19 protein-coding genes are annotated in these 23086 nt (G+C 63.2%); 13 read left to right on the forward strand and 6 right to left on the reverse strand.

Annotation, left to right across the window (positions count from 1 at the left end; all coding sequences use genetic code 11):
- Window positions 1–51: 51 nt before the first annotated feature.
- Both C9990_RS24575 and dinG read right to left on the reverse strand, forming a co-directional pair.
- Window positions 52–2349: a beta-galactosidase gene (locus C9990_RS24575; protein ID WP_106804934.1), complete on the reverse strand. Its 2298-nt coding sequence runs from the start codon at window positions 2347–2349 to the stop codon at window positions 52–54.
- 98 nt (window positions 2350–2447) lie between these two features.
- Window positions 2448–4592, reverse strand: coding sequence for an ATP-dependent DNA helicase DinG (dinG, locus tag C9990_RS24580; RefSeq protein WP_065902986.1), 2145 nt, complete (start codon window positions 4590–4592; stop codon window positions 2448–2450).
- 99 nt (window positions 4593–4691) lie between these two features.
- Here dinG and C9990_RS24585 point away from each other — a divergent pair, with 99 nt between their 5' ends.
- On the forward strand, window positions 4692–5156 hold the full coding sequence (locus tag C9990_RS24585) for a CopD family protein (RefSeq protein ID WP_106804935.1): 465 nt from the start codon (window positions 4692–4694) through the stop codon (window positions 5154–5156).
- Window positions 5157–5316: 160 nt separating this feature from the next.
- On the opposite strand, the gene C9990_RS24590 is transcribed toward C9990_RS24585, so the two are convergent.
- Together C9990_RS24590 and C9990_RS24595 are read right to left on the reverse strand one after the other, a co-directional pair.
- Window positions 5317–6075, reverse strand: a complete 759-nt coding sequence (locus tag C9990_RS24590; protein ID WP_065902993.1) for a collagen-like triple helix repeat-containing protein — start codon at window positions 6073–6075, stop codon at window positions 5317–5319.
- A gap of 155 nt (window positions 6076–6230) precedes the next feature.
- The gene (locus C9990_RS24595; RefSeq protein ID WP_065902995.1) at window positions 6231–6926 is read right to left on the reverse strand and encodes an OmpA family protein; all 696 of its coding nucleotides are present in this window, start codon (window positions 6924–6926) and stop codon (window positions 6231–6233) included.
- Window positions 6927–7117: 191 nt separating this feature from the next.
- On the opposite strand from C9990_RS24595, the gene C9990_RS24600 reads away from it, so the two are divergent.
- The 4 genes from C9990_RS24600 to C9990_RS24615 all read left to right on the forward strand — a co-directional run bounded on the left by C9990_RS24600 (window position 7118) and on the right by C9990_RS24615 (window position 8897).
- The gene (locus C9990_RS24600) at window positions 7118–7615 is read left to right on the forward strand and encodes a DUF6231 family protein (protein ID WP_065902997.1); all 498 of its coding nucleotides are present in this window, start codon (window positions 7118–7120) and stop codon (window positions 7613–7615) included.
- 4 nt (window positions 7616–7619) lie between these two features.
- A complete protein-coding gene (locus C9990_RS24605) occupies window positions 7620–8090 on the forward strand; it encodes a YchJ family protein (protein ID WP_065902999.1) in 471 nt (156 codons plus the stop codon).
- A gap of 118 nt (window positions 8091–8208) precedes the next feature.
- Window positions 8209–8691, forward strand: a complete 483-nt coding sequence (locus tag C9990_RS24610; protein WP_065903001.1) for an LEA type 2 family protein — start codon at window positions 8209–8211, stop codon at window positions 8689–8691.
- Window positions 8688–8897, forward strand: a complete 210-nt coding sequence (locus C9990_RS24615; protein ID WP_065890089.1) for an SEC-C metal-binding domain-containing protein — start codon at window positions 8688–8690, stop codon at window positions 8895–8897. Before C9990_RS24610 ends, C9990_RS24615 begins: the two co-directional genes overlap by 4 nt.
- A 92-nt stretch (window positions 8898–8989) precedes the next feature.
- Here C9990_RS24615 and C9990_RS24620 read toward each other — a convergent pair whose 3' ends face one another.
- Both C9990_RS24620 and C9990_RS24625 read right to left on the reverse strand, forming a co-directional pair.
- Window positions 8990–10375 (reverse strand): ATP-binding protein, encoded by a 1386-nt coding sequence (locus tag C9990_RS24620; protein WP_106804936.1) that lies wholly within the window; start codon window positions 10373–10375, stop codon window positions 8990–8992.
- Window positions 10372–11082, reverse strand: a complete 711-nt coding sequence (locus tag C9990_RS24625; RefSeq protein ID WP_106804937.1) for a response regulator — start codon at window positions 11080–11082, stop codon at window positions 10372–10374. The genes C9990_RS24620 and C9990_RS24625 overlap by 4 nt, the downstream gene beginning before the upstream one ends.
- 197 nt (window positions 11083–11279) lie before the next feature.
- Here C9990_RS24625 and C9990_RS24630 point away from each other — a divergent pair, with 197 nt between their 5' ends.
- The 8 genes from C9990_RS24630 (at window position 11280) to C9990_RS24665 (ending at window position 23012) form a co-directional block, all read left to right on the forward strand.
- Window positions 11280–13661, forward strand: a complete 2382-nt coding sequence (locus C9990_RS24630) for a TonB-dependent siderophore receptor (RefSeq protein WP_106804938.1) — start codon at window positions 11280–11282, stop codon at window positions 13659–13661.
- A gap of 25 nt (window positions 13662–13686) precedes the next feature.
- Window positions 13687–14814, forward strand: coding sequence for an ABC transporter substrate-binding protein (locus tag C9990_RS24635; RefSeq protein WP_106804939.1), 1128 nt, complete (start codon window positions 13687–13689; stop codon window positions 14812–14814).
- Between the two features lie 131 nt (window positions 14815–14945).
- Complete coding sequence (locus tag C9990_RS24640; protein WP_106804940.1) at window positions 14946–16004, forward strand: iron ABC transporter permease; 1059 nt, start codon at window positions 14946–14948, stop codon at window positions 16002–16004.
- Complete coding sequence (locus C9990_RS24645; RefSeq protein WP_106804941.1) at window positions 16001–16786, forward strand: ABC transporter ATP-binding protein; 786 nt, start codon at window positions 16001–16003, stop codon at window positions 16784–16786. The genes C9990_RS24640 and C9990_RS24645 overlap by 4 nt, the downstream gene beginning before the upstream one ends.
- A 93-nt stretch (window positions 16787–16879) precedes the next feature.
- Window positions 16880–17524: a glutathione S-transferase N-terminal domain-containing protein gene (locus tag C9990_RS24650; protein WP_106804942.1), complete on the forward strand. Its 645-nt coding sequence runs from the start codon at window positions 16880–16882 to the stop codon at window positions 17522–17524.
- A gap of 224 nt (window positions 17525–17748) precedes the next feature.
- Window positions 17749–20190, forward strand: a complete 2442-nt coding sequence (locus C9990_RS24655) for a penicillin acylase family protein (protein ID WP_106804943.1) — start codon at window positions 17749–17751, stop codon at window positions 20188–20190.
- A 180-nt stretch (window positions 20191–20370) separates the two neighbouring features.
- On the forward strand, window positions 20371–21375 hold the full coding sequence (locus tag C9990_RS24660; protein ID WP_106804944.1) for a ligase-associated DNA damage response exonuclease: 1005 nt from the start codon (window positions 20371–20373) through the stop codon (window positions 21373–21375).
- Window positions 21372–23012 (forward strand): ATP-dependent DNA ligase, encoded by a 1641-nt coding sequence (locus C9990_RS24665; RefSeq protein ID WP_106804945.1) that lies wholly within the window; start codon window positions 21372–21374, stop codon window positions 23010–23012. Before C9990_RS24660 ends, C9990_RS24665 begins: the two co-directional genes overlap by 4 nt.
- Window positions 23013–23086: the final 74 nt, after the last annotated feature.

The raw sequence follows: 23086 nt of genomic DNA on the forward strand, positions 1-23086 counted from the left end.
GGCCGACATTGTTCCAGCCCTTGTGGCTTTTGTGAACCCGTCAGCCCTCAATCAATGCCCATTTCCAGAGTGCCCGCCCGCATGCCCGGCGCCCTGCCCCGCGCCTTTGCCTTCATGCCCACCGCGCCCGCCTTCGCTCTCACGCACGGCGTTGGCGGCCTTGGCTTTTTCCGCTTCCTTGCCCAGTTGGTCGATCGCCGCGAGGTTGCTTTTGCGCACACTGTCGACGAAGCCCTGGAACGGGACATCGGTGATGCCGACCAGGCCGAAGTGACCGTTTTCACCGTCCAGCAAGCGACCGGTCACCGGTTGGTCCAGGTACTGGAACCAGTGCACACCGACAATCGATGGCTCAGCCATGGCCTGCTTGAGGAAGGTGCTATACGCCGCGCCGCGATCTTCTTCGCGGGCCAATTGCGTCACGCCACCCCAGAACGGGCCGCGGTCGGCCGAGCCGAAGTTGAATTCGGTGATCAGCACCGGCTTGTCCAGGGCACGCAGGGCGGCAAAGTCATAACCGTCCTGGGGCTTGAGGGTATACATGTTGAAGCTCAGCACGTCGCAATACTGCGCGCAGGACGCCACGGCCTCCGGCGTGCTCACCGCAAAACGGCCGCCCAGTAACAGCTGGTTGGGCGCGTGCCACTTCAGCGAATCGGAGATGGTCTTGAAGTAGGCATCGGCGAAGGTTTTTTGGAAGTACTTGAAGTCAGCTTCGATTTCCGGGTGCTCGGGGCTCGGCATCGGCGGTTCGAAGCCCGGGTCTTCCATCAGCTCCCAGCCCGCCAGGTGGATGCCCCAGGCTTTCGACAGGCCTTCTTCATTCCGGTACTTGTCGCGCAGTTGCTTGAGGAACGCGCGCTTGGCCGGTACGTCGGTGGTCATGCGCAGCGTGCCGTAGGCCAGGGCGTAGCGCGATTTCGGGTCATCACCGGGGCCTGCCCAGGCCAGTTCGTTGTCGGCAAAGAAGCCAATGAGCCAAGGGTCATCGCGGTGGTCGCGGGCCGCGATGGCCACGGCGCGCTCGGTGGCCATGGCGAAACGCGGGTCGAACGGGTCAGGCATGCCGCCCCACCAGTCAGTACCGGTGCTGATGCTGGCGTAATCGCCGACGATCGACAGTGGCAAGGTGTACGGCACGCGGTCGGCAGTGGCCAGGTCCGGCTCGCTCCAGTTGCCCACGGTATTGAAACCCCAGGCTTGCAGGCGGTCGAGGGTGTGGCTGACCCAGCGTTTCTGGTCGAAGCCATCGGTGTCATAGGTGCGCTGCAGGTTCGCGCCATAGAAGTCGTACCAGCGCCCGACGTTGAAGCCCCGGCCCTGATCGGCGCCGTTGCCGCCACGGTTGTCACCACGGCCGTAGTACTTGTCGAAGGGCTCGCCGGCCTTGGGCAGCGCGGCAAACATCCATTCACGCCCGGCCACGTAGGTCTGGTTGTTGTCCGCCGCCACGGTATTCACGCCCAGGGAGTAGAACGGGTGGCCTTCCGGCGTCACCAGGTACCAGCGACCGTCGCGTTTTTCGGTGCGGAAGAAGCCGCTGGCGTCGAACGCCGGGCCTTTGTTCCAGCCGCCATACTGATCCAGCGAGGATTTATCCCGCTCGGCCAGCCAGCCCTTGAGCTGTTGCTGCTCCTTGGCGGCGGCCGCCTTGAGTTGCTCGTCGCTGCTGACTTTTTCCGGCCAACGCGCACGGGTGGACTGGCCATAGGCATCGACGAGTTCGCTGTAGGCTGCTTTCAACACCGGCTCGCTGTCCTGCACGCCGAAGCGCTCCAGCAGGATGCTCTGCGCGGCGACAGGCTTGATCATCGACAGGGTCACCGAGACCACCTGGCTACGGTCGATTGCCCCAGCGCTGGCGGCGAGCAGCACGCGCTGGCCGTCCACGGTGATCGGCATCGGCGGGCCGGCCTTCATGCCCTGGCTCAGCGGGGAATTGGCTTGCAGCGGCACCAGCAGGGTCTGCACCGGGCCGGCCGGCAGGTCGATGCGGCTGACCAGGGTCTTGCCGTCGGCGCTCTGCACCTTGACGTAGAGCGTCAGCGCCCAGTCCATCGCGCTCTGGATGCGCAGGCTCATGGCGCCGGACTGTGACCAGTCCCACACACCGGTCTGCGGGCTGAGCACCAGGCTCGGCTCGGCAGCCGGGTTGAAGGTGATGCGGCGCAGCACCTCGCCTTCGGGGGTTTGTTCGGCATTGTATTGCGGCAGGCTGGCGTCCTGAGTCGCCACCTTGACCACATCGGCAGGCCGGACGAAGTTGAACAATGTCTGTTGCCCGGCAGGCGCGGCCATCAAGGGCGCGGCGAACAGCAGGGCAAAAAGGGCGGGCAGCGTGCGAATCATACGAACAAGGTTCTCCCAAACGGCCGATGAATGGCCTGATGACGTAAAGCGTTGGCAGTGAGATAGACCACGAAGTGGGCGAATTCGCCCACAGTGGCTTAAGAAATTTCGCGCCTGAACGGCGGCAAGGCATTCAGGATAGCCTTGCCATAGCGCTGGGTAACCAGGCGGCGGTCAAGCAAGGTGATGGTGCCCCGGTCTTCTTCGGTGCGCAGCAAGCGACCGCAGGCCTGCACCAGTTTCAGGGACGCATCCGGCACCGAGATTTCCATGAACGGGTTACCGCCGCGCGCCTCGATCCATTCGGCCAATGCCGCCTCGACCGGATCATCCGGCACCGAGAACGGGATCTTGGCGATCACCACGTGTTCGCAGTAGGCACCGGGCAAGTCCACGCCTTCGGCGAAGCTTGCCAGGCCGAACAGCACGCTGGAATCGCCGCCATCGACGCGCGCCTTGTGCTTGTTGAGGGTTTCCTGCTTGGACAGGTTGCCCTGGATAAACACCTGCTTGCGCCAGTCGCGGTCGAGGCCGTCGAACACGTCCTGCATCTGTTTACGTGACGAAAACAGCACCAGCGTGCCGCGCGAGCCTTCCACCAGTTCCGGCAGGTCGCGGATGATCGCAGCCGTGTGCGCCGCCGCATCCCGAGGGTCGGCCTTGAGGTCGGGCACGCGCAACACGCCGGCGTCGGCGTGATGGAACGGGCTCGGCACCACGGCCGTGACGGCTTTTTTCGGCAGGCCGGCACGCATGCGGAAGCGGTCGAAAGTGCCCAGGGCGGTCAGCGTCGCCGACGTCACCAGGCAGCCGTAGGCCACGTTCCAGAGGTTGCGGCGCAGCATTTCGGCCGCGAGGATCGGGCTCGCGTTGACCTCGATGTCGAACAGCGCGCCGCTTTCCGACAGGGTCAGCCAGCGGGCCATCGGCGGGTTGTCTTCCGGGTCTTCGACGGTAAACGCGGTCCACAACTCCCAGTTGCCCTGGGAGCGCGACAACAGGCTGCCGAACAGCGGGTACCACTCCTCGGCCTGGTTGCTGGCGATGCCGATGTTGACCTCGCCATCCATGCCCTCCTTGAGCAGGTCGGTCAGGCGAGTAAACAGGTCGGTCAGGCGCGAGAAGCCTTTTTTCAGCTCGATGCCCATTTCGCGCATGTGCTCGGGGATCAGCCCGCCGACAAAACGGTGGCGTGGACGCTCGCGCCCCTCCACGTCTTCACCGGGCTTGAAGTCAGCGACCTGCTCGCAGGCGCTGAACATGAATTGCTGCTGGGTCTTGATCTCGCGCGCCAGCTCCGGCACTTGTTCGATCAACTTGCCCAGGTCGCCGGGCAGCGGGTGCTGGGCGAGCAATTTGGTCAGGTTCTTGGCGGTGGTTTCCAGCCAGTCGGCGGTGGAGCGCAGGCGCGTGTAATGGGCGAAGTGGCCGATGGCCTTGTCCGGCAGGTGATGGCCTTCGTCGAATACATAGAGGGTATCGCGCGGGTCCGGCAGCACGGCGCCGCCGCCCAGGGCCAGGTCGGCCAGGACCATGTCGTGGTTGGTGACGATCACGTCGACCTTGCCCATGCCTTCGCGGGCCTTATAGAAGGCGCATTGGCCGAAGTTGGGGCAATGGCGGTTGGTGCACTGGCTGTGGTCGGTGGTCAGGCGCGCCCAGTCGGAGTCTTCCAGGGCGGTGGGCCAGCTGTCGCGGTCGCCGTCCCATTTATTCCCGGCCAGTTTCTCGATCATGCTGGTGAACAGCTTCTGGCTGGCTTCATCGACTTCGATCTTGAAGCCTTCTTCTTCGAACAGCTGCGCCGTGGCGGTTTGCGCATGGCCTTCCTGCAGCAGCACATCGAGTTTGGACAGGCACATGTAGCGCCCACGGCCCTTGGCCAGGGCGAACGTAAAGTTCAGGCCGCTGTTGCGCATCAGGTCGGGCAGGTCTTTGTAGACGATCTGCTCCTGCAGGGCGACAGTCGCAGTGGCGATCACCAGGCGCTTGCCGGCGGCCTTGGCGGTGGGGATCGCGGCCAGGCTGTAGGCTACGGTCTTGCCGGTACCGGTGCCGGCCTCGACGGCCACGACGGCGGGCTCACCTTCGCGGCGGCCTTCGTCGTCGACGTCGATATCCCCGAGGACCTTGGCCACTTCGGCGATCATCAGGCGTTGGCCGTAGCGCGGTTTCAAGCTCTTGGCTTCGAGAAAACGCGAATAGGCGCCCTGGATCGTGGTTTTGAGTTCAGTGCTGATCATGGATAGTCGGGCGCAAAAAACGCTGGATAAATTTTCAGTGGTTCGGATCGGCCGCTATCATACCCCGCTAATTAATCCCGCGCAGAACGGAGTACCACAATGACCGCGTTTAGCCTCGCTTACACCCTGCATGTATTGGCCGCCCTGGTATGGGTCGGCGGTATGTTTTTCGCCTGGATGATCCTGCGCCCCGCCGCCGTGGCGGCACTTGAGGGCCCCGCACGGCTCAAGTTGTGGGCAAATGTGTTTCAACGTTTTTTCGTGTGGGTGTGGGTGGCGGTGCTGGTTTTGCCGATCAGCGGCATCGGCCTGTTGCAACTGCGCTTCAGTGGCTTTGAAACCGCGCCGCGCTACGTGCAGGTGATGATGGGGTTGTACCTGGTGATGACGGCGCTGTTTATCCGTATCCAGGCGTTGAAATTCCCGGAATTGCGCAAGGCAGTGGCGGCTGAAGACTGGCCGGCAGGCGCGGCCGCGCTGGGGCAGATCCGCAAATTGGTCGGGATCAACTTGATCGTGGGGCTGGTAGTGGTGGCAATCGCGTCGGCCCGGCCGATGTTCTGAGGCCGGCCAAGCCCCCTGTGGCGAGCGGGCTTGTCCCGCGTTGGGCTGCGAAGCGGCCCCTCCAGGAATCGGTGCGTTGTTTCAGGCAAACCGAGGTGTTTGGGTTTGGGGCCGCTGCGCAGCCCAACGCGGGACAAGCCCGCTCGCCACATTAGAGGTATTACAGACGCTGTACGGTCACAGTGCCCGCAGGCCCTGCTGGCCCCGGTTGCCCTTCCAGCCCTGGGCGGCCCTTCTCGCCGCCGTCGGCGCGGTACACCAGGCAGCCCTTGGACTCGCCACCTTTGCCAGGCTTGCCCGCCGTGCCAGCCAGACCGCCGGCACCGCCGTCGACCCAGACCTTGATCTGTTGGGCCGGGAAGTCCTGCGGCAACTCGACCCGCACCTGCGCGCCCGCAGCGCCCGGCAAACCGTCGCCGCCATTGTCACCGTTGGCGCCACGCCCGGCCGAACCCCAGGTGCAACCCGGGTCCACGCCGTTGGCACCATCAAGCCCGGCATACCCTTGGGCGCCCGCGCCGCCACGGGCATCCACCGACAGCTCTTCAGCCACCAGTGAATTGATCCGCAAGGTCAGGTCACGCCCGGCCTTGGCCGGTTTTTCATGGGTGCCTGGCGCGCCCCGCGAAGTGATCTGGCTGCCGTGGTCCAACTGCGCATGGCGCACCTGCAGTTGCAGCACGGTGCCGCCGGGGACAATCGCAATCCGCGCATCGCGGCCCAGGTGCAGCTCATCCACCGTGACCTGGCTGATGGTGGCCGGGATCAGCAAGGTGCCGTAGTCCGCTACCTCCAGACGCTCCAGTTGCAACACGCTGGTGCTGTTGGGCAGGCGCATCAACGAATTGGTCTCAACACTGACGCTCTGGGCCAGGGCGACGGGGCTGACCAACGCGGCCAACAGTAAAACCTTACGCATCATGGGGCTCCTGACTGATTTCGAATTTTTCTTTGGACGCACAGTAACGACTTCTACAGGCGATTTGCCAGTGAAGCATCAAAAAACTTGTGCAGGGATAGGTGCAGGCGAGGCGCGCGGCAATGCCCCTGTGGATCCCACAGGGGCAAGGTTTGTCAGCGGTTGATCTGGATTTCCGTACGACGGTTCAAGGCACGACCTTCAGCGGTTTTGTTGTCGGCAACCGGATGGCTTTCGCCCGCCCCCGTCACAGACACAAAGGCACTGCGCGGCACGCCGGCGCCGATCAGGTAATCGGTGACCGAGTGAGCACGTTTTTCCGAGAGTTTCTGGTTGTAGGCATCCTTGCCGACGCTGTCGGTATGCCCGCTGACCCGCAGTTGAGCACTCGGGGCTTCCTGTTTCAGGCGCGTGGCAATGGTGTCGAGCTTGGTTTTATCGGCAGCGGTCAGCCTGGCCGAGTCGAACTCGAAGTGCACATCGCGAATCACGATAGTTTCTTCCTTGACCACCACCACTTCCTCAACCACCGCAGCCGGCGGCACCGGTGGGCAGCCATTGGCATCGACCTGCACGCCTTTTGGCGTGTGCGGGCACTTGTCACGGCTGTCCGGCACACCATCGCCGTCCTCGTCGCCATCACCGTGCACCCAGCAATAGGCGCCGGCCATGCCGCCGACCAGCAAGGCGCCATAGCCTGCATAGGCCGAGCTTTCCGTCGCGCCGATCGCCGCGCCGGTCACACCGCCAACGGCAGCGCAGGTCGGCCAATCGGTTTTTTGCAAGCCTGCGCAACCTGTCAATAACCCGGTGAGCAGAACCAAGGGTAGAGCTGTCCGCATGATGCTCATCTGACTTTCTCCTGAGGGGATCGGCGGGGGCCGATGGGTGGAGTAAAGACCGCTCTTTTCAACTGCGCCACTACGCCACGCCCCCGTATTTGTTAGGGATCGTCGTTCTCGCCGGACTTTTCGCAGCCGCCCGCTCTAGGCCCGCACGCTCAGCCGCGCTAGTCTCTAGCGTCTTGATGTGAGGATCTCTGATGACCGCTGGCATTTCTTCCCGTACGCCCCAGCAAGCCTTGGCTGCCTTGCTGGATCTGCACCAGCCCAAACGCCTGCTGTTATTGGGCGCCAGTCAGTTTCCGGCGCTGGACGCGTTTCAGGCCGCGCACCCGGATACCCAGGTGTCCGTGGCAGCCCCCGGCGCCCTGCCGGCGGAACTTGCGGCGCAGCGTTTTGACCTGGCGCTGGTGGTCGACTGCCTGGAGCACCTGTCAAAACCGCAAGGCCTGACCCTGCTCGGTGGCATTCGCAACCTCAACGCCAGCCGCATTGCCGTGCTGGTGGACCTGGGCGCATGCGACTGGAAAGACACCGACTTCTTCTCCCTGGCCCTGCAGGCGGGCGAGCGTTTCCAGCGCGATGAACAGGTTCTGACGCTGTTTACCTACGATCTGCTTGACTATAAACAGGTGCCGGACTGGCTCAACGCCCGCTTCTGGGCCAACCCGGAAAACTTCGGAAAGTATTGGTGGTAACCCGATGAGTACATCCATTTGCCCCTGCGGCAGTGGCAACCTGCTGGATGCCTGCTGCGGCCATTATCACGCCGGGCACCCGGCCCCGTGCGCCAGCGCCCTGATGCGTTCGCGCTACAGCGCCTATGTGCTGGGCCTGGTGGACTACCTGGTGGCCACCACCCTGCCCGCGCAACAGGCCGGCCTCGACCGCGACGCGATCGCCGCCTGGAGCGCCCAGAGCACCTGGCTCGGCCTGGAAGTCGAAAACTCGGAGGTATTCGGCGGCCAGCCTGAACATGCCTTTGTGACCTTTACCGCGCGTTGGCACGACAGCACCGGCGAACATAGCCACCGCGAGCAGTCTTCTTTCGTACAGAATGAGGGGCGCTGGTACTTCATCGACCCGACAGTGGAAGTGAAGGCCGGACGCAACGATGCCTGCCTGTGCGGCAGTGGACAGAAATTCAAGAAGTGTTGTTCCAGCTACCTTTGACCTGCAAGCGCGAGCTTGCTCGCGAAAACCCCGGGGGCACCTTTGTGTGTCAGGCTTAGCGCGTCATCGTTGACAACCTTCGCGAGCAAGCTCGCTCCTACACAGGATGGATAACGCCATGCTTCGGATGTACAGCTTGATGCTGGCGTTGACCCTCGGCCTCACCGGCTGCGCGTCCTGGTTCGAAGACGATGCGCCGCCGCCCCACGTCTCGCTGGTGAAAGTCGAAGTGGTGCGGGCCAAGTTGCTCGAGCAGAAATTCAAGCTGTACTTTCGCGTGGACAACCGCGACGACGCCGACCTGACGGTGCGCGGCCTGATCTACAAGGTCAGCCTCGGCGATTTTGTGCTGACCGAAGGTGAGTCCAACGAATGGCTGACCGTGCCGCCCCGGGGCCACGCGTTTTTCAAGGTGTCGGTGCGCACCAACCTCTGGCCGCAGATCCGCGATGTCGTGCAGATGCTGAAAAATCCCGACAAACCCGTGCCTTATCGCCTGGAGGGTGAGCTGAAAACCGGATTATTCATCGGTTATGACGTGCAGGTGAACCACAATGGCGAGATAATCCCCGGCGATTTTATTCCGGAGCGACATCGATGACTCAGCAACCCCATGTCCATGGTCCTGACTGCAACCACGATCATGATCATCACGATCACCACGATCACGACCACGGTCATGTCCACGGCCCGAACTGCGGCCACGCTCACCAGGAGCCGGTGCGCAACGCGTTGAAGGACGTCGGCCGCAACGATCCTTGCCCGTGCGGCAGCGAGAAAAAATTCAAGAAGTGCCACGGGGCTTGATGCCCTGACCCTGCAGGAACCGACTTGCCGGCGATGGCGTCCCCAACATCGCTGTCGCCGACAAGCCGGCTCCTTCAGGTTGAGTTAGCACGTCAGGGTTTGTGTTGAAACTGCAACACCACCTCAAGCCCCCCGCCGTCCCGATTGCTCAAGCTCAACCGTCCCTCGTGCGCCCGGGCAATGGTGTGCGCAATGCTCAACCCCAGCCCATACCCGCCCGTCTCGGCATTGCGTGAACCCTCCACGCGGTAGAACGGCTCCATCACCTGCTCCAATTGTTCCTGGGGAATCCCCGGCCCTCGGTCGCTGATGATGATCTTCAAACTGTCCGCCTGGTCCTCGACCCGCACCACCACGTCGCGACCATAACGCACCGCGTTTTCCAGCAGGTTCTGCACGCAGCGCTTGAGGCTGCGCGCGTACCCCGGCAACGGTTGCCTGGCACGGCCTTCGATGCGCACGCTTTCGCCCACATCCTGCAAGTCCGCCTGCAAGCTTTGCAGCAAGGCATTGATGTCGATGTTCTGCCGTGTCTCGTTGATTTCACCGCTGCTGACAAAATCCAGGGTGCTGGAGACCATGTGCTCCATTTCTTCCAGGTCGCTGCGAAAACGCTCCTGGGTGCGAGGGTCGTCGAGCATCTCGGTACGCAGGCGCAGGCGTGTGATCGGTGAACGCAAGTCGTGGGAAATCGCCGCAAGAAAACGCGTGCGCTCGGCGATGTTGGCAATCAGCCGTTGCTGCATCGCGTTGAAGGCCTGGGCGGCGCGGCGCACTTCGGTGGGGCCATCCTCCGACAGCGGCGGACGCTGGATATCACGGCCCAGGGCTTCGGCGGCCTTGGCCAGCGCATTGAGCGGACGGATGGCCAGGCGCACCGCCACCAGGGCAATCACCACCAGCACCAACACGCGCAACAAATAGATGCGCATCACGTAGTCGAACAGCAGGTCCAGCGGCGAGGTACTGGTCCAGCCCTGCTCTTCACTGGCATCCACCTGCAACCAGCGCCCATCGGGCAGACGCAGATCGATCAAGAATTGCCCCACCACCGGTTGGGAGCTGAGCAGTGTCGAGAGCCCGGCGCTTTGCCCTTCGCCATCCACCAGGGAAAGGCGCAACAGCACCAGGGTCTGGGCGTAGCCGGTCTTCTGCGACAACACCTTTTTGATCAAGCGCTCGGTGGGCCGGTCGGCATCGTTGAGGGTGCTGGGGGTGCTGCTGGCCTGATCGCTCAGGGTCAGGCGGAAGTTCGGCGTATCGAGCATTTTGATCAGCAGGTCCGCCTGCTGCGGATCGCTGTGCACCAGCCGCACCACATCCGCCAGTCGAGTGGCGATCAGCCGCGCAGGGATTTCCAGCACCTGGCCATGCCGCCGGTCGTACCAGATGCTGCTGGTCAGGGCCTGGGCCGCGAGCATGCCGCTGACCAGGATCAGCACCAGCCGCCCGAACAGCGAGCGCGGCAGCAGTCTCACGATTCCAGCACCACGTCATCGGCGGTGAGCATGTAACCCTCGTTGCGCACGGTCTTGATCAGCCCCGCCGGCAGTTGCGAGCGCAGGCGGCTGACGCACACGTCGATGGAGCGGTCGAACGGCGTGCTGTCCTTGTCGAACACGTGGTTGAGCAAAAAGTCGCGGCTCAACGGACGGTTGGGGTGCTGCAGCAGCAGGCGCAACACGCGGTAATCCGAGTTGCCCAGGCTCACCACCACGCCTTGCGGCGACAGCAACTGTCGCGCCCGCGTGTCGAGCTGCCAGCCGGCGAAGCGAATGCTCGGCGCCTCGTCCAGGCGCGCGCGATCCGGAAAACTCTGCACGCGTCGCAGCACGACCTTGATCCGTACCAGCAACTCACGCGGGTCGAACGGCTTGGGCAGGTAGTCATCGGCGCCGATCTCCAGGCCGACGATGCGGTCGATCAACGAGCCCTTGGCCGTGAGCATCACCACCGGCGTGTTGGAGCTGACCCGCAGTTCGCGGCACAGGCTCAGGCCGTCTTCACCCGGCAGCATCAGGTCGAGCACGATCAGGTCAATCACGTTCAGCGCCAGGCGGCGGCGCATTTCCTTGCCGTCGGCGGCGGTGGATACCTGGAAACCGGCATCGCTCAGGTAGTCGCAGAGTAGTTGGCGGATTTGCGGGTCGTCATCAACGATCAGCAGGTGGTCTTGCTTGGCCATGGGCAGTCGATCCGAAAACTCAAAACGCAGGAGATAGCCGAAAGTTCAGCCAGCAGTGCAGGCAAATGTAATGGAATGTTGTAGGAAACCATAATCACGCATCAGCGATACAAAGCCCCGGTATGGCAGGCGGAATCGCTCTTTAGACTACCGAACCTAAATGAGAGTAATTGTAATTTAGACTCGGATCACTGCCTATGTCATTGCCCACCCCTCACCGTCACACGTTGCACAGTACCCTGGCGCCGATGTTCGGTTTCCTCGCGGCTGGCGGCGTCGCCCCGACCGCCTTGGCCGATACGACAGCCGCCACGACCAATGGCTCGGTGCTGAGCCTGCCGGAAATCAAGGTCGACGGTGAAGCCACCTCCACCTTCAAAGTGGACCGGGTGACCTCGGCAAAAATCAGCCAGCCGCTGCTGGACGCGCCGCAAAGCGTGACCATCGTGCCGCAGCAGGTGCTCAAGGAGCAGAACGCGCAGACCCTGCAGGAAGTGTTGCGCAACGTACCGGGCATTACCTTCATGTCTGGCGAGGGCAACCTGGGCTGGGGCGATCTGTTCTCGATCCGGGGCTTTTCTTCGGAGCAGAGCCTGACCGTCGACGGCGTGCGCGATGCCGGCATGTCGACCCGTACCGACACCTTCAACCTGCAACAGGCCGAAGTGTTCAAGGGCACCGGCTCCATCGAGTCCGGGGTTTCTGCGGTGGGCGGCAGTGTCAACCTGGTCAGCAAGGAAGCGCACCTGGGCGATGCCAACAAGGTCTCGGCCGGGATTGGCACCGACAGCTATCGCCGGCTCACGGCCGACCTGAACAAGCAACTGAACGACACCACCGCCGTACGCATCAACCTGATGAAACACTACAACCAGGTGGCCGAGCGCGACGACGTGGACTACGACCGATGGGGCATCGCCACCTCGTTCGGCTTCGGCCTGGGCACCGACACGCGCCTGTTCATCGACACCTTCTACCAGAAAGACACCAACACCCCGGACGGCGGCGTGCCGATCCAGCGGGGCACCGACGGCGACCGCATGCCCGGCGTGAAACGCTCGAACTGGTACGGCGACTCCAGCCTCTACACCCAGCAAAACAAAACCACCTCGCTGACTGCCCGCCTGGAGCACGACTTCGACTGGAATGAAGCCAACCTGCGCAACCAGACTCGCTGGGAACGCAGCGACAACTTCGCCGTGCTTTCCCCGGCGCGCTTTTTTGCCGCCGACGCGAATGGCAACAAAACCTGCACCGGCGCCCGTTGTGCGACTTTGGGCTACACCGGTGTAGGCCCGATCAGCCAAGTGCCAGGTAGCACGGTGAATGCCTACACCGACTACGTGAACAACAGCAACACCGCCTACGGCATCCTGCGCGGCAGCGACTTTGGCTTGTCCAAGCGCTACACCATCCTGGATAACCAGACCGACTTCAGCTTCAAGTTCAACACAGCAAGCCTGCAACACGCGGTGGTCTCGGGCCTCGAGTTCTACCACGAGACCTACGGCGGGCTGAAGCGCAACGCCGAAGTGCCGGCAGGCAACCTGTTCTTCGACATGAGCGAGCCCAGCCACAGCTTCGCCAGCACCTACGTGACCAAGGGTGAAGGCGACCCGCGCTCGGTGATCGACAACGCCGGTATTTACCTGGGTGACACCGTCACCCTCAACGAGCAGTGGCAGGTACTGGGCTCGCTGCGCTACGACAACTGGCGGGCGCAAACCAGCCAACGCGGCCAATCGACCATCAGCAGCACCGACGGTGCGGTGAGCGGCCGGGTCGGCGCGGTGTACAAGCCGTTGCCCAACGGCAGCGTCTATGTGTCCTACAGCGAAGCAGCGCAACCCTCGGCGTTGGGCGCATCCACCAACAACCAGATCTACGGCGCGGCCAGCACCAGCAACTACAGCCCGGCCAAGTCCAAGACCTACGAGTTGGGCACCAAGTGGGACATTGCCCACGACATGCTGAACGTCACCGCCGCGATTTTCCGCACCGAACTCGACAACGCCTGGGAATACCAGGACGGCGAATCCGCCCCGGTACGCGCCCTGCCCGCCAAGCGCGTGGACGGCGTGGAACTCGGCCTGCAAGGCAATATCACCTCGCGCTGGACCGCCTACACCGGTTTCTCGGCGCTCAAGAGTACCCAGACCAAAGGCATCAACAAGGGCGCCGAAGCCAAGAACGTCCCTGACCTGACCGCCAACCTGTGGACCACCTATGCCGTCACCGACGCCCTGAGCCTGAGCTACGGCGAGCAATACGTCGGTCGGCGCCGCTACACCGACAACAAATACGTCGGCGGCTTGAACAACAACAGCAGCTACGCCAATGGCCCCTCCGGCGTAAATGCGATCTACACCCGCGACCATGAAAAAGCCCCTGGCTACTGGCTCAGCAGCCTGGCCGCGCAATACAAGGTGAACAGGGACACCACGGTCAACCTCAACCTCAACAACGTGTTCAACACGTTCTATTACAGCCAGGTCGGCGCCTCCCTCGATGGCTTCCAGCTTTACGGCATCCCAGGTGCCGGGCGCACCCTCACCGCCAGCGTCGATTATGAATTCTGATCCTCTCTCACCAGGAGCCTCTGCCATGCGCAAACCCCTTCACTTGCTCAAGCTCGGCGTGCTGTTCGGCGCCTTGGTCCTCGGCCATGCCGAAACCGCCGCCGCCCACGAAGTCACCGACGTGCTCGGTCGCAAGGTCGAGGTAAAAGACGACGTCAAACGCGTGGTACTGGGTGAAGGCCGCCTGATTTCGGCGTTTGCCCTGCTCGACAAGGACGCGCCGTTCCAGCGCATCGTCGGCTGGCAGAACGATCTGAAGCTGCTGGACCAACACACCTATAACGCCTACGTGGCGAAATTTCCGACGGTCAAAGACATTCCGTTGATCGGGCAGGCGTCGGAACAAAGTGTCAGCGCTGAAGAAATTCTCTCGCTGAAACCGGACCTGGCGGTGTTCAGCATCTCCGGGCACGGCCCGACCGAACACAGCCCGGTCGCCGATGTATTGGCCAAGGCCGGAATCCCGGTGCTGTTCGTCGACTTTCGCATCAACCCGGTGCAAGGCACCCATACCAGCATGAGCGCGCTGGGCCAGGCGTTGGGGCGTGAAGCCCAGGCCAAGGCATTCCTCGCGTTCTATGACCAGCACATCAAGGTGATCAGCGACGCCGTCGCCACCTTGCCGGCCGGCCCGCGCCCGAGCGTGTTCCTCGAACTGCTGGCCGGCGCCTGGCAGGCACCGGGGCACACCACCGGCAAAAGCGGCATGGGTGAAGTGATCAAGCTGGTCGGCGGACGCAACATCGCTGCCGATGTCGTGCCCGGCGCGCTGGGTGATATCAGCGTTGAATATGCGCTGAAGGCTGATCCGGATGTGTACGTGGCCACCGGCAACCACAAACCCGGCCTGATCCTGGGCGCAGGCGTTACCCAGGACGAGGCGCGTGAAGCGTTTGAGCGCGTGTTGGCGCGGCCGGAATTCGCCAATCTTCGCGCGATCCGCGAAGGCAATTCCCACGGCCTGTGGCATGACTTCTACAACTCGCCCTACAACCTGCTGGCGATTGAAGCGCTGGCCAAGTGGGTACACCCGCAACTGTTCGCCACGCTGGACCCGCAGGCGACGATGGCGCAGATCAACCAGCAGTTCCTGGGGATGCCGCTGCAGGGTGCCTATTGGATCAACAGCAAGCCTGCTGTCGAAACGCGGTAAAAACTGTGGGAGCGGGCTTGCTCGCGAAGGCGGTGTATCAGTCGACCTATTCAGTGACTGACACCGCGCATTCGCGAGCAAGCCCGCTCCCACATTTGGATTTTCATCGTCTTCAAAATTGTGTGAACGCCATGACCACTCAAACCCTCGACCTCGCCAGCGCCACCCACGGCTACCGTCGCCTGCTGGCGCGGCGTGCCTGGCTGCTGGCCTTGCTCGGCACCGCGCTGGCCTGCGCGATTCTGGTCGACCTGGCCAGCGGCCCGTCGGGCATGGGCCTGCTGGCGTTACTCGACGGCATCCTGCATCCCTCGCACCTGAGCGCCACCGACCAGGTGATCATCTGGAACGTGCGCCTGCCCTACGCGCTGATGGCGGTGCTGGTGGGCTGCGCGTTGTCGCTGGCCGGGGCCGAGATGCAGGCGATCCTCAACAACCCGCTGGCCAGCCCGTTTACCTTGGGCGTGTCGTCGGCGGCGGCGTTGGGCGCATCGCTGGTGATTGTGTTCCCGGTGACCACGCTGTGGGTCTCGGCCAACACCGCGATTTCGATCTCGGCGTTTATCTTCGCCGCCGCCTCGGTGTTTTTGCTGCAGGCCATGTCACGCCTGCGCGGCGCCGGCGTGGAAAGCCTGGTGTTGTTCGGCATCGCGCTGGTGTTCAGTTGCAACGCGGTGGTGGCCTTGCTGCAACTGGTGGCCACCGAAGACGTGCTGCAACAGCTGGTGTTCTGGACCCTCGGCAGCGTGACCCGGGCCAATTGGGACAAGCTTGGCATCCTGGCGCTGGTGGTCGCGGTGGTGCTGCCGTTTTCCTTCACCGCCGCACCGCGCCTGACCCTATTGCGCATGGGCGAGGACCGCGCGCAGAGCTTTGGCGTGGACGTGAAGCGCCTGCGGTTTTTCTCGTTGCTGCGCATCAGCCTGTTGTCGGCCACCGCCGTGGCCTTTGTAGGCACCATCGGATTTATCGGCCTGGTAGGTCCGCATATCGCGCGGATCCTGGTGGGTGAGGATCAACGCTTCCTGTTGCCGGCCAGTGCCCTGACCGGTGCGTTGCTGCTGTCGCTGTCGTCGATTGCCAGCAAGCTGATCATGCCCGGGGTGATTGTGCCGGTGGGCATTGTCACCGCCTTGGTCGGCGTGCCGATTTTCGTGGTGCTGGTGTTCAAGCGGGGGAGGCAGTTATGAGTGCGGGCTTATCGGTACACAACGCCAATGTGAGCTACGGGCGCCGGCAGATCGTGCACGACCTGAGCTTGCCGACCTTGCCCCACGGCAGCCTGACCGCCTTGATCGGTCCCAACGGCGCGGGTAAATCCACCTTGCTGCGTGCCGTGGCCGGGCTGGAAAAGATGCAAGGCGTTGTGCGATTGGGCGACCTCGACCTGTCGGCCATGTCCGTTGCCGAACGCGCGCGACGGGTGACCTACATGCCGCAGAACCTGCCGCCCGGCCTGAGCCTCAGCGTGATGGAAAGCGTGATCGCCGCGCTGCGCGTGGCCCATGTGGAGGGTGTTCCACTCTCCAGCGAGGCCTGCCTGCGCGAAGCCTTCGAGGCGCTGCAGCGCATTGGCATCGCGCACTTGGCCGACCAGTTACTCAGCACGTTGTCGGGTGGCCAGCGCCAATTGGTCAGTCTTGCCCAACTGATCGCGCGTCGCCCCCAGGTGATGCTGCTGGACGAACCCACCAGCGCCCTCGACCTCAACTACCAGTTGAAAGTCATGGAGTGCGTGCGCGGGCTGGTGCGCGAGCACCAACTGATCGCCGTGGTGGTGCTGCACGACATCAACCTTGCCGCACGCTTTGCCGACCATATCGCCGTGCTGCGCCAGGGCCGGCTGTATGCCAGCGGCACGGCAGATGAGGTGCTCGACCCGGCGCTGTTTGCCAAGGTGTATGGCGTGCAGGTGCGCATCGAACGCTGCTCGCAGCAGTCGCTGCAAGTGTTGGTGGACGGCGCTGTGTAAAACGCTTCTAAGGTTAGACGCAAATGTTTGATTGAATTATTGCCCTTTGGTCTTCACCTATAGCTGCAGGCATTCGCTCATTTGGAGAGCTTCATGATCGACCTGTACTACTGGACTACCCCCAACGGTCACAAAGTATCGCTGTTCCTGGAAGAAGCCGGCCTGCCCTATAAGGTGCACCCGATCAATATCGGCCAGGGCGACCAGTTCAAGCCGGACTTCCTGAAGATCGCTCCCAACAACCGCATCCCGGCCATCGTCGATCAGAATCCGACCGACGGCGGTGCGCCGATTTCGCTGTTTGAATCCGGCGCAATCCTGTTGTACCTCGCGGAAAAAACCGGCCAGTTCATTCCACAAGACCTGCGTGGTCGCCAGGAAGCGCTGCAATGGTTGTTCTGGCAAATGGGTGGATTGGGGCCGATGGCGGGCCAGAACCACCATTTCAGCCAGTTCGCCCCAGAGAAGATTCCCTACGCGATCAAGCGCTATGTGGACGAAACCGCGCGCCTGTACGGTGTGCTCGACCGGCGCCTGGCCGACCGCGCGTTCGTGGCCGGTGAGGACTACAGCATTGCCGACATGGCGATCTATCCATGGATCGTTTCCCACAAGTGGCAGAGCCAACGCCTGGAAGACTTCCCACATGTGCTGCGCTGGTTCAACAGCATCAAGGAGCGGCCAGCGACCGTGCGCGCGTATGAACTGGTACAGAAAGTGAACCCGCCCAAGGCCTGACCTGAAGCAGCACGCGATCAAATCCGGGCGCTGGACGGCCTGCGATAGCCTCACTTGGTGTGACTGACGCACCTGGGTGCTGGCATCGCAGGCAGGCCAACGCCCACATTGATCGCTGTCCGAATCAAGTTCTCACGCTTAACCCAAAACTCCCGCTTGCGTCGTTTCGCCGCGCTCACTAACGTAGCGCCTTTACTGACGCTACCCCCCGCAGGAGCTTTGCCATGGCCTCGCCAGCCCTCTCACATTTTCTTCCCCGGTTCGGCGTTGCCGCGGCAGTGGCCAGTGCATTAAGCCTGGCCGGTTGCCAGCTCCAGAGCACCCAGGACACCCTGCCGCCAGTTGCCGGCGTGCAGCCGATCAAAGGCCTGGCACAGAATGTATCGGTACGCCGCAATGCCCAGGGCATGCCGCTGATCGAAAGCAACACCTTCCACGACGCGCTGTTCAGCCTCGGTTATGTGCACGCCAGTGACCGCATCACCCAGATGGTCACCCTGCGCCTGCTGGCCCAGGGCCGCCTGGCAGAAATGTCCGGCCCTGAGGTGCTGGATGTCGACCGTTTCATGCGTGCGGTCAACCTCAAGAAAAGCGCCGGCGAGCTGTATAACGCCTCCTCGCCGCGCCTCAAGCGCTTCTTCGAAGTGTATGCGCGCGGCGTCAACGCCTACCTGTTCCGCTACCGCGACAAGCTGCCGCCGGACCTGGCCCAGACCGGCTACAAGCCCGAGTACTGGAAGCCGGAAGATTCGGCGCTGCTGTTCTGCCTGCTGAATTTCAGCGAGTCGGCCAACCTGCAGGAAGAACTTGCCTCCCTGGTGCTGGCGCAAAAAGTTGGCGTCGACAAGCTCGCCTGGCTGACGCCGAGCACGCCGGATGAGCCGATTCCGCTGGCCGAAGCCGAGAAACTCAAAGGCGTGAACCTTAGCCAGATCACTGGCCTGGCCGGGCTGGACACGGCCAGCCAGCAACTGAGCAGCCTCAACGCGCTGGCCGTCACTACCTCGAGCAACTGGGCGATTGGCCCGCAACGCAGCCGCAGCGGCAAAAGCCTGCTGGCCAGCGACCTCGCCGCCCAGCCCCAGGCTCCGTCGCCGTGGAGCTACGTGCAGATTCGTGCGCCCAAATACCAGGCGGTCGGTGCTTCGATTGCCGGCTTGCCGACCCTGTTGTCCGGCTTCAACGGCAAAGTCGCGTGGAGCATGAGCACGGTCAAGGGCGACACCCAGGACCTGTTCCTGGAGAAGGTCAAGCGCCAAGGCAACGCGTTGTACTACGAGAACAACGGAAAATGGCTACCGGCTGGCGTGCGCAACGAAACCTACTTCGCCAAAGGCCAGCGCCCACTGCGCGAAGTCGTGTACGAAACCCGTCACGGCGCCCTTCTTAACAGCAGCCAGGCCCTGACCAGCGGCTTGGGGCTGGCCCTGCAAACGGCCGACTTCAAGGATGACAAAAGCCTGGATGCGTTCTTCGATTTGTCCCGGGCGCAAAACGTCGCCAAGGCGTCGGACGCCACCCGCGAAATCCGCGCGATTGCCTTGAACATGATCTTCGCCGACGCCACCAATATCGGCTGGCAAGTCACCGGGCGTTTCCCCAACCGTCGCGAAGGCGAAGGCCTGCTGCCCTCGCCGGGCTGGGACACCCGCTTTGACTGGGACGGCTACGCCGATGCGATGCTGCACCCCTACGACCAGGACCCGGCCCAAGGCTGGATCGGCACCGCCAACCAGCGCACCGCGCCGCGCGGCTACGGCATGCAACTGTCCAACTCGTGGGACGCGCCGGAGCGCAGCGAGCGCCTGGCGCAATTGGCCAATGCCGGCAAGCACGACAGCCGCAGCATGATCGCCATGCAGTACGACCAGACCACCCTGTTCGCCGCCAAGCTCAAGACCATGTTCCAGGCACCGGGCATGGCCCAGCCGCTGAAACAGGCGATTGCAGCATTGCCGGCCGCCGAACAGGCCAAGGCGCGCGAGGCGCTGAGTCGCCTGATGGCGTTTGATGGCCGACTCGTGGCAACGTCCGCCGACGCCGCGCTCTACGAGCTGTTCCTGCAGGAAAGCACCAAGCAGATCTTCCTCGACGAACTGGGCCCGGAAAACAGCGCCAGCTGGAAGGCCTTCGTCAGCAACGCCAGCCTGTCCTATGCCGCCCAGGCCGACCATCTGCTGGGCCGTGAAGACAGCCCGTTCTGGGACGACGTGCGCACGCCGCAAAAAGAAGACAAACCCGCAATCCTTGCGCGCAGCCTGGCCGCCGCGATCACCGCCGGCGACAGCCAACTCGGTGCCGACCACAAGGCCTGGCAGTGGGGCAAGCTGCACAGCACCACCTGGAAAAACAGCACTGGCCAGGTGATTCGCGGCCCGCTGGCGTCCGGTGGCGACCACAACACCTTGAACCCGGCACCGTATGCCTGGGGCCAGGACTTCAACACCACCCAGGTGCCGGCGCTGCGCATGATCGTCGATTTCGGCCAGGTGGAACCGATGATGGGCCAGGGGGGCATCGGCCAGTCCGGCAACCCCGCCAGCCCGAACTACGCCAACGGCATTGACCCGGCGCTCAAGGCGCAATACCTGAGCTTCCCGATGCAGCCGCAGAACTTCGAGAAGGTGTATGGCAAGGCGCGGTTGACCCTGACGCCGGGCAAATAACCCACCTCTTTGTAGGCGCCGGCTTGCCGGCGATGGTGCACTGTCAGCCGGCGTTCCAGCCGTCTGACACAGCGCTATCGCCGGCAAGCTGGCGCCGACAATGGACCACCTGCATTCAGATAGAACTTCTCGCCCCGCCCCTGCCTCCTACCTGATAAGCCCATTGCCCCCGGCACGCCCATGGACCTTGTCATCGCCCGCCCCGAAGGCCTGTACTGCCCCGCCGGAGATTTCTACATCGACCCCTGGCGCCCGGTGGAACGTTCGGTCATCACCCACGCCCACGGCGACCACGCCCGCACCGGCAACCAGCACTACCTTGCCGCCGCCCCCGGTGAAGGCATCTTGCGCTCGCGCCTGGGCCAGGACATCAACCTGCAGACCCTCGCCTATGGCGAACAACTCGTCCACCACGGCGTGACCCTGAGCTTCCACCCTGCCGGGCATGTACTCGGTTCGGCCCAGGTGCGCCTGGAATACCAGGGTGAAGTCTGGGTTGCCTCCGGCGACTATAAAGTCGAACCTGACGGCACCTGCGCGCCGTTCGAGCCCGTGCGTTGCCATACCTTTATCACCGAGTCGACCTTCGGCCTGCCGATCTACCGCTGGCAACCCCAGGCGCAGATCTTTGCCGGGATCAACGCCTGGTGGCAGGCCAATATTGCCGTCGGCAAGGCCAGCGTGTTGTTCTGTTACTCGTTCGGCAAGGCCCAGCGCATCCTGCATGGCATCGACGCCAGCATCGGCCCGATCCTCAGCCATGGCGCGGTCGAACCGCTGAACCGGGTGTACCGCGAAGCGGGTATCTATATCCCGGAAACCCTTTACGCCGGCGACTTCAAAAAAACCGACCCGCTGCTGCGCCAGGCCCTGATCATCGCCCCGCCTTCCGCCGGCGGCAGCAGTTGGATCAAGCGCTTCGGCGACTACAGCGACGCCTTCGCCAGTGGCTGGATGCGCCTGCGCGGCACACGGCGGCGGCGCGGGGTCGACCGTGGCTTTGTGCTGTCCGACCACGCCGACTGGCCGGGGCTGTTATGGGCCATCGAACAGACCGGCGCCGAACGGGTGATGGTGACCCACGGTTCGGTCGGCGTACTGGTGCGCCACCTGCGGGAAAAAGGCCTGGATGCCCAAGGCTTCACCACCGAATACGGGGATGACGAAGAAGAGGCCACGGCATGAAAGCCTTCGCGCAGCTCTACGCTAACCTTGACGCCACCACATCCAGCAATGCCAAGCTCGCGGCATTGCAAGCCTACTTCCTGCAAGCCCCGGCAGAAGATGCGGCATGGGCGGTGTATTTTTTGTCCGGCGGGCGCCCTCGCCAGTTGGTGCCGACGCGCCTGCTGCGGGACATGGCCACCGAGGCGGCGGGCATCGAGCCGTGGCTGTTCGAGGAAAGCTACCAGTCGGTCGGCGACCTGGCCGAGACCATTTCCCTGCTATTACCGGAATCTACCTACACCTCGCAGGATGGCCTGGCGGTGTGGCTGGAAGAAAAGCTCCTGCCGCTGCGCGGCCTGGCACCTCAGGATCTGGCCGAGCGCATGCCGGCGTTATGGGCGCAACTGGATCAACCGAGCCTGATGGTGTGCATCAAGTTGATCACCGGCAGCTTTCGCGTCGGCGTGTCCAAATTGCTGGTCACCCGTGCACTCGCCGCAATGGCCGACCTCGACAGCAAGCGGGTCGCGCAGCGGTTGGTGGGTTATACCGACCTGTCCAACCGGCCGACGGCCGAAGGCTACCTCAAACTGATCGCCGCCGAATCAGACGACGAACATGCGCAACGCGGCGGACAGCCCTATCCGTTTTTTCTCGCCCATGGCTTGTCGCAACCGGTGGAGCAATTCGACGCATTGCTCGGTTCCCCCGCCGATTGGCAGGTGGAATGGAAGTGGGATGGCATTCGCGCGCAACTGGTCAAGCGCGACGGCCGCCTGTGGGTGTGGTCGCGTGGCGAAGAATTGGTCACCGAGCGTTTCCCCGAACTGCACAGCCTGACCAGTGGCCTGCCCGATGGTACGGTGATCGACGGCGAAATCGTGGTGTGGAAGGACGCAGTGCAGCCCTTCGCCCTGCTGCAACAGCGAATTGGCCGCAAGACCCTGAGCAAAAAGGTGCTCGACGATGCACCGGTCGCCGTTCTCGCCTATGACCTGCTGGAATACCAGGGCGCCGACTGGCGCAACCAGCCCCAGGCCGAACGTCGCGCTCAACTCGAGCGGGTAATCGCCCAGTGCAACCAACCCGTGCTGATTCCATCGCCCCTGCTCACGGGCGCGACCTGGCAGGATCTTGCACAACAACGCGAAGCCTCCCGTCAGCTGGGCGTGGAAGGCATGATGCTCAAGGAACGCAAAGGCCTTTACGGTGTGGGTCGCACCAAGGACATGGGCCTGTGGTGGAAGTGGAAAGTCGACCCGTTCAGCGTCGACGCCGTGTTGATCTACGCCCAGCGCGGCCATGGTCGGCGCGCCAGCCTCTATAGCGACTACACCTTCGCCGTGTGGGACGGCCCGCCCGGCAGCGAGCGCACGCTCGTGCCCTTCGCCAAGGCCTATTCAGGGCTGACCGACGAAGAGATGCGCAAGGTCGACGCGATTGTGCGCAAGACCACCGTAGAGAAATTCGGACCGGTCAGCAGTGTCACGCCGAGCATGGTGTTCGAGCTGGGGTTCGAGGGCATTGCCCTGTCCAAGCGGCACAAAAGTGGGATCGCAGTGCGGTTTCCGAGGATGTTGCGGTGGCGGCAGGACAAGGCGGTGGATGAGGCTGACAACCTGGCCACGCTGCAAGACCTGCTGACCGGATGCTAAAACCCCACAAATCCCTGTAGGAGCTGGCTTGCCTGCGATGGCGGCGGATCAGTGACAGATGAATAAGCTGATCC

The sequence above is a fragment of the Pseudomonas sp. S5D5 genome (assembly GCF_003013355.1).
Classification (GTDB): domain Bacteria; phylum Pseudomonadota; class Gammaproteobacteria; order Pseudomonadales; family Pseudomonadaceae; genus Aquipseudomonas; species Aquipseudomonas aylmerensis.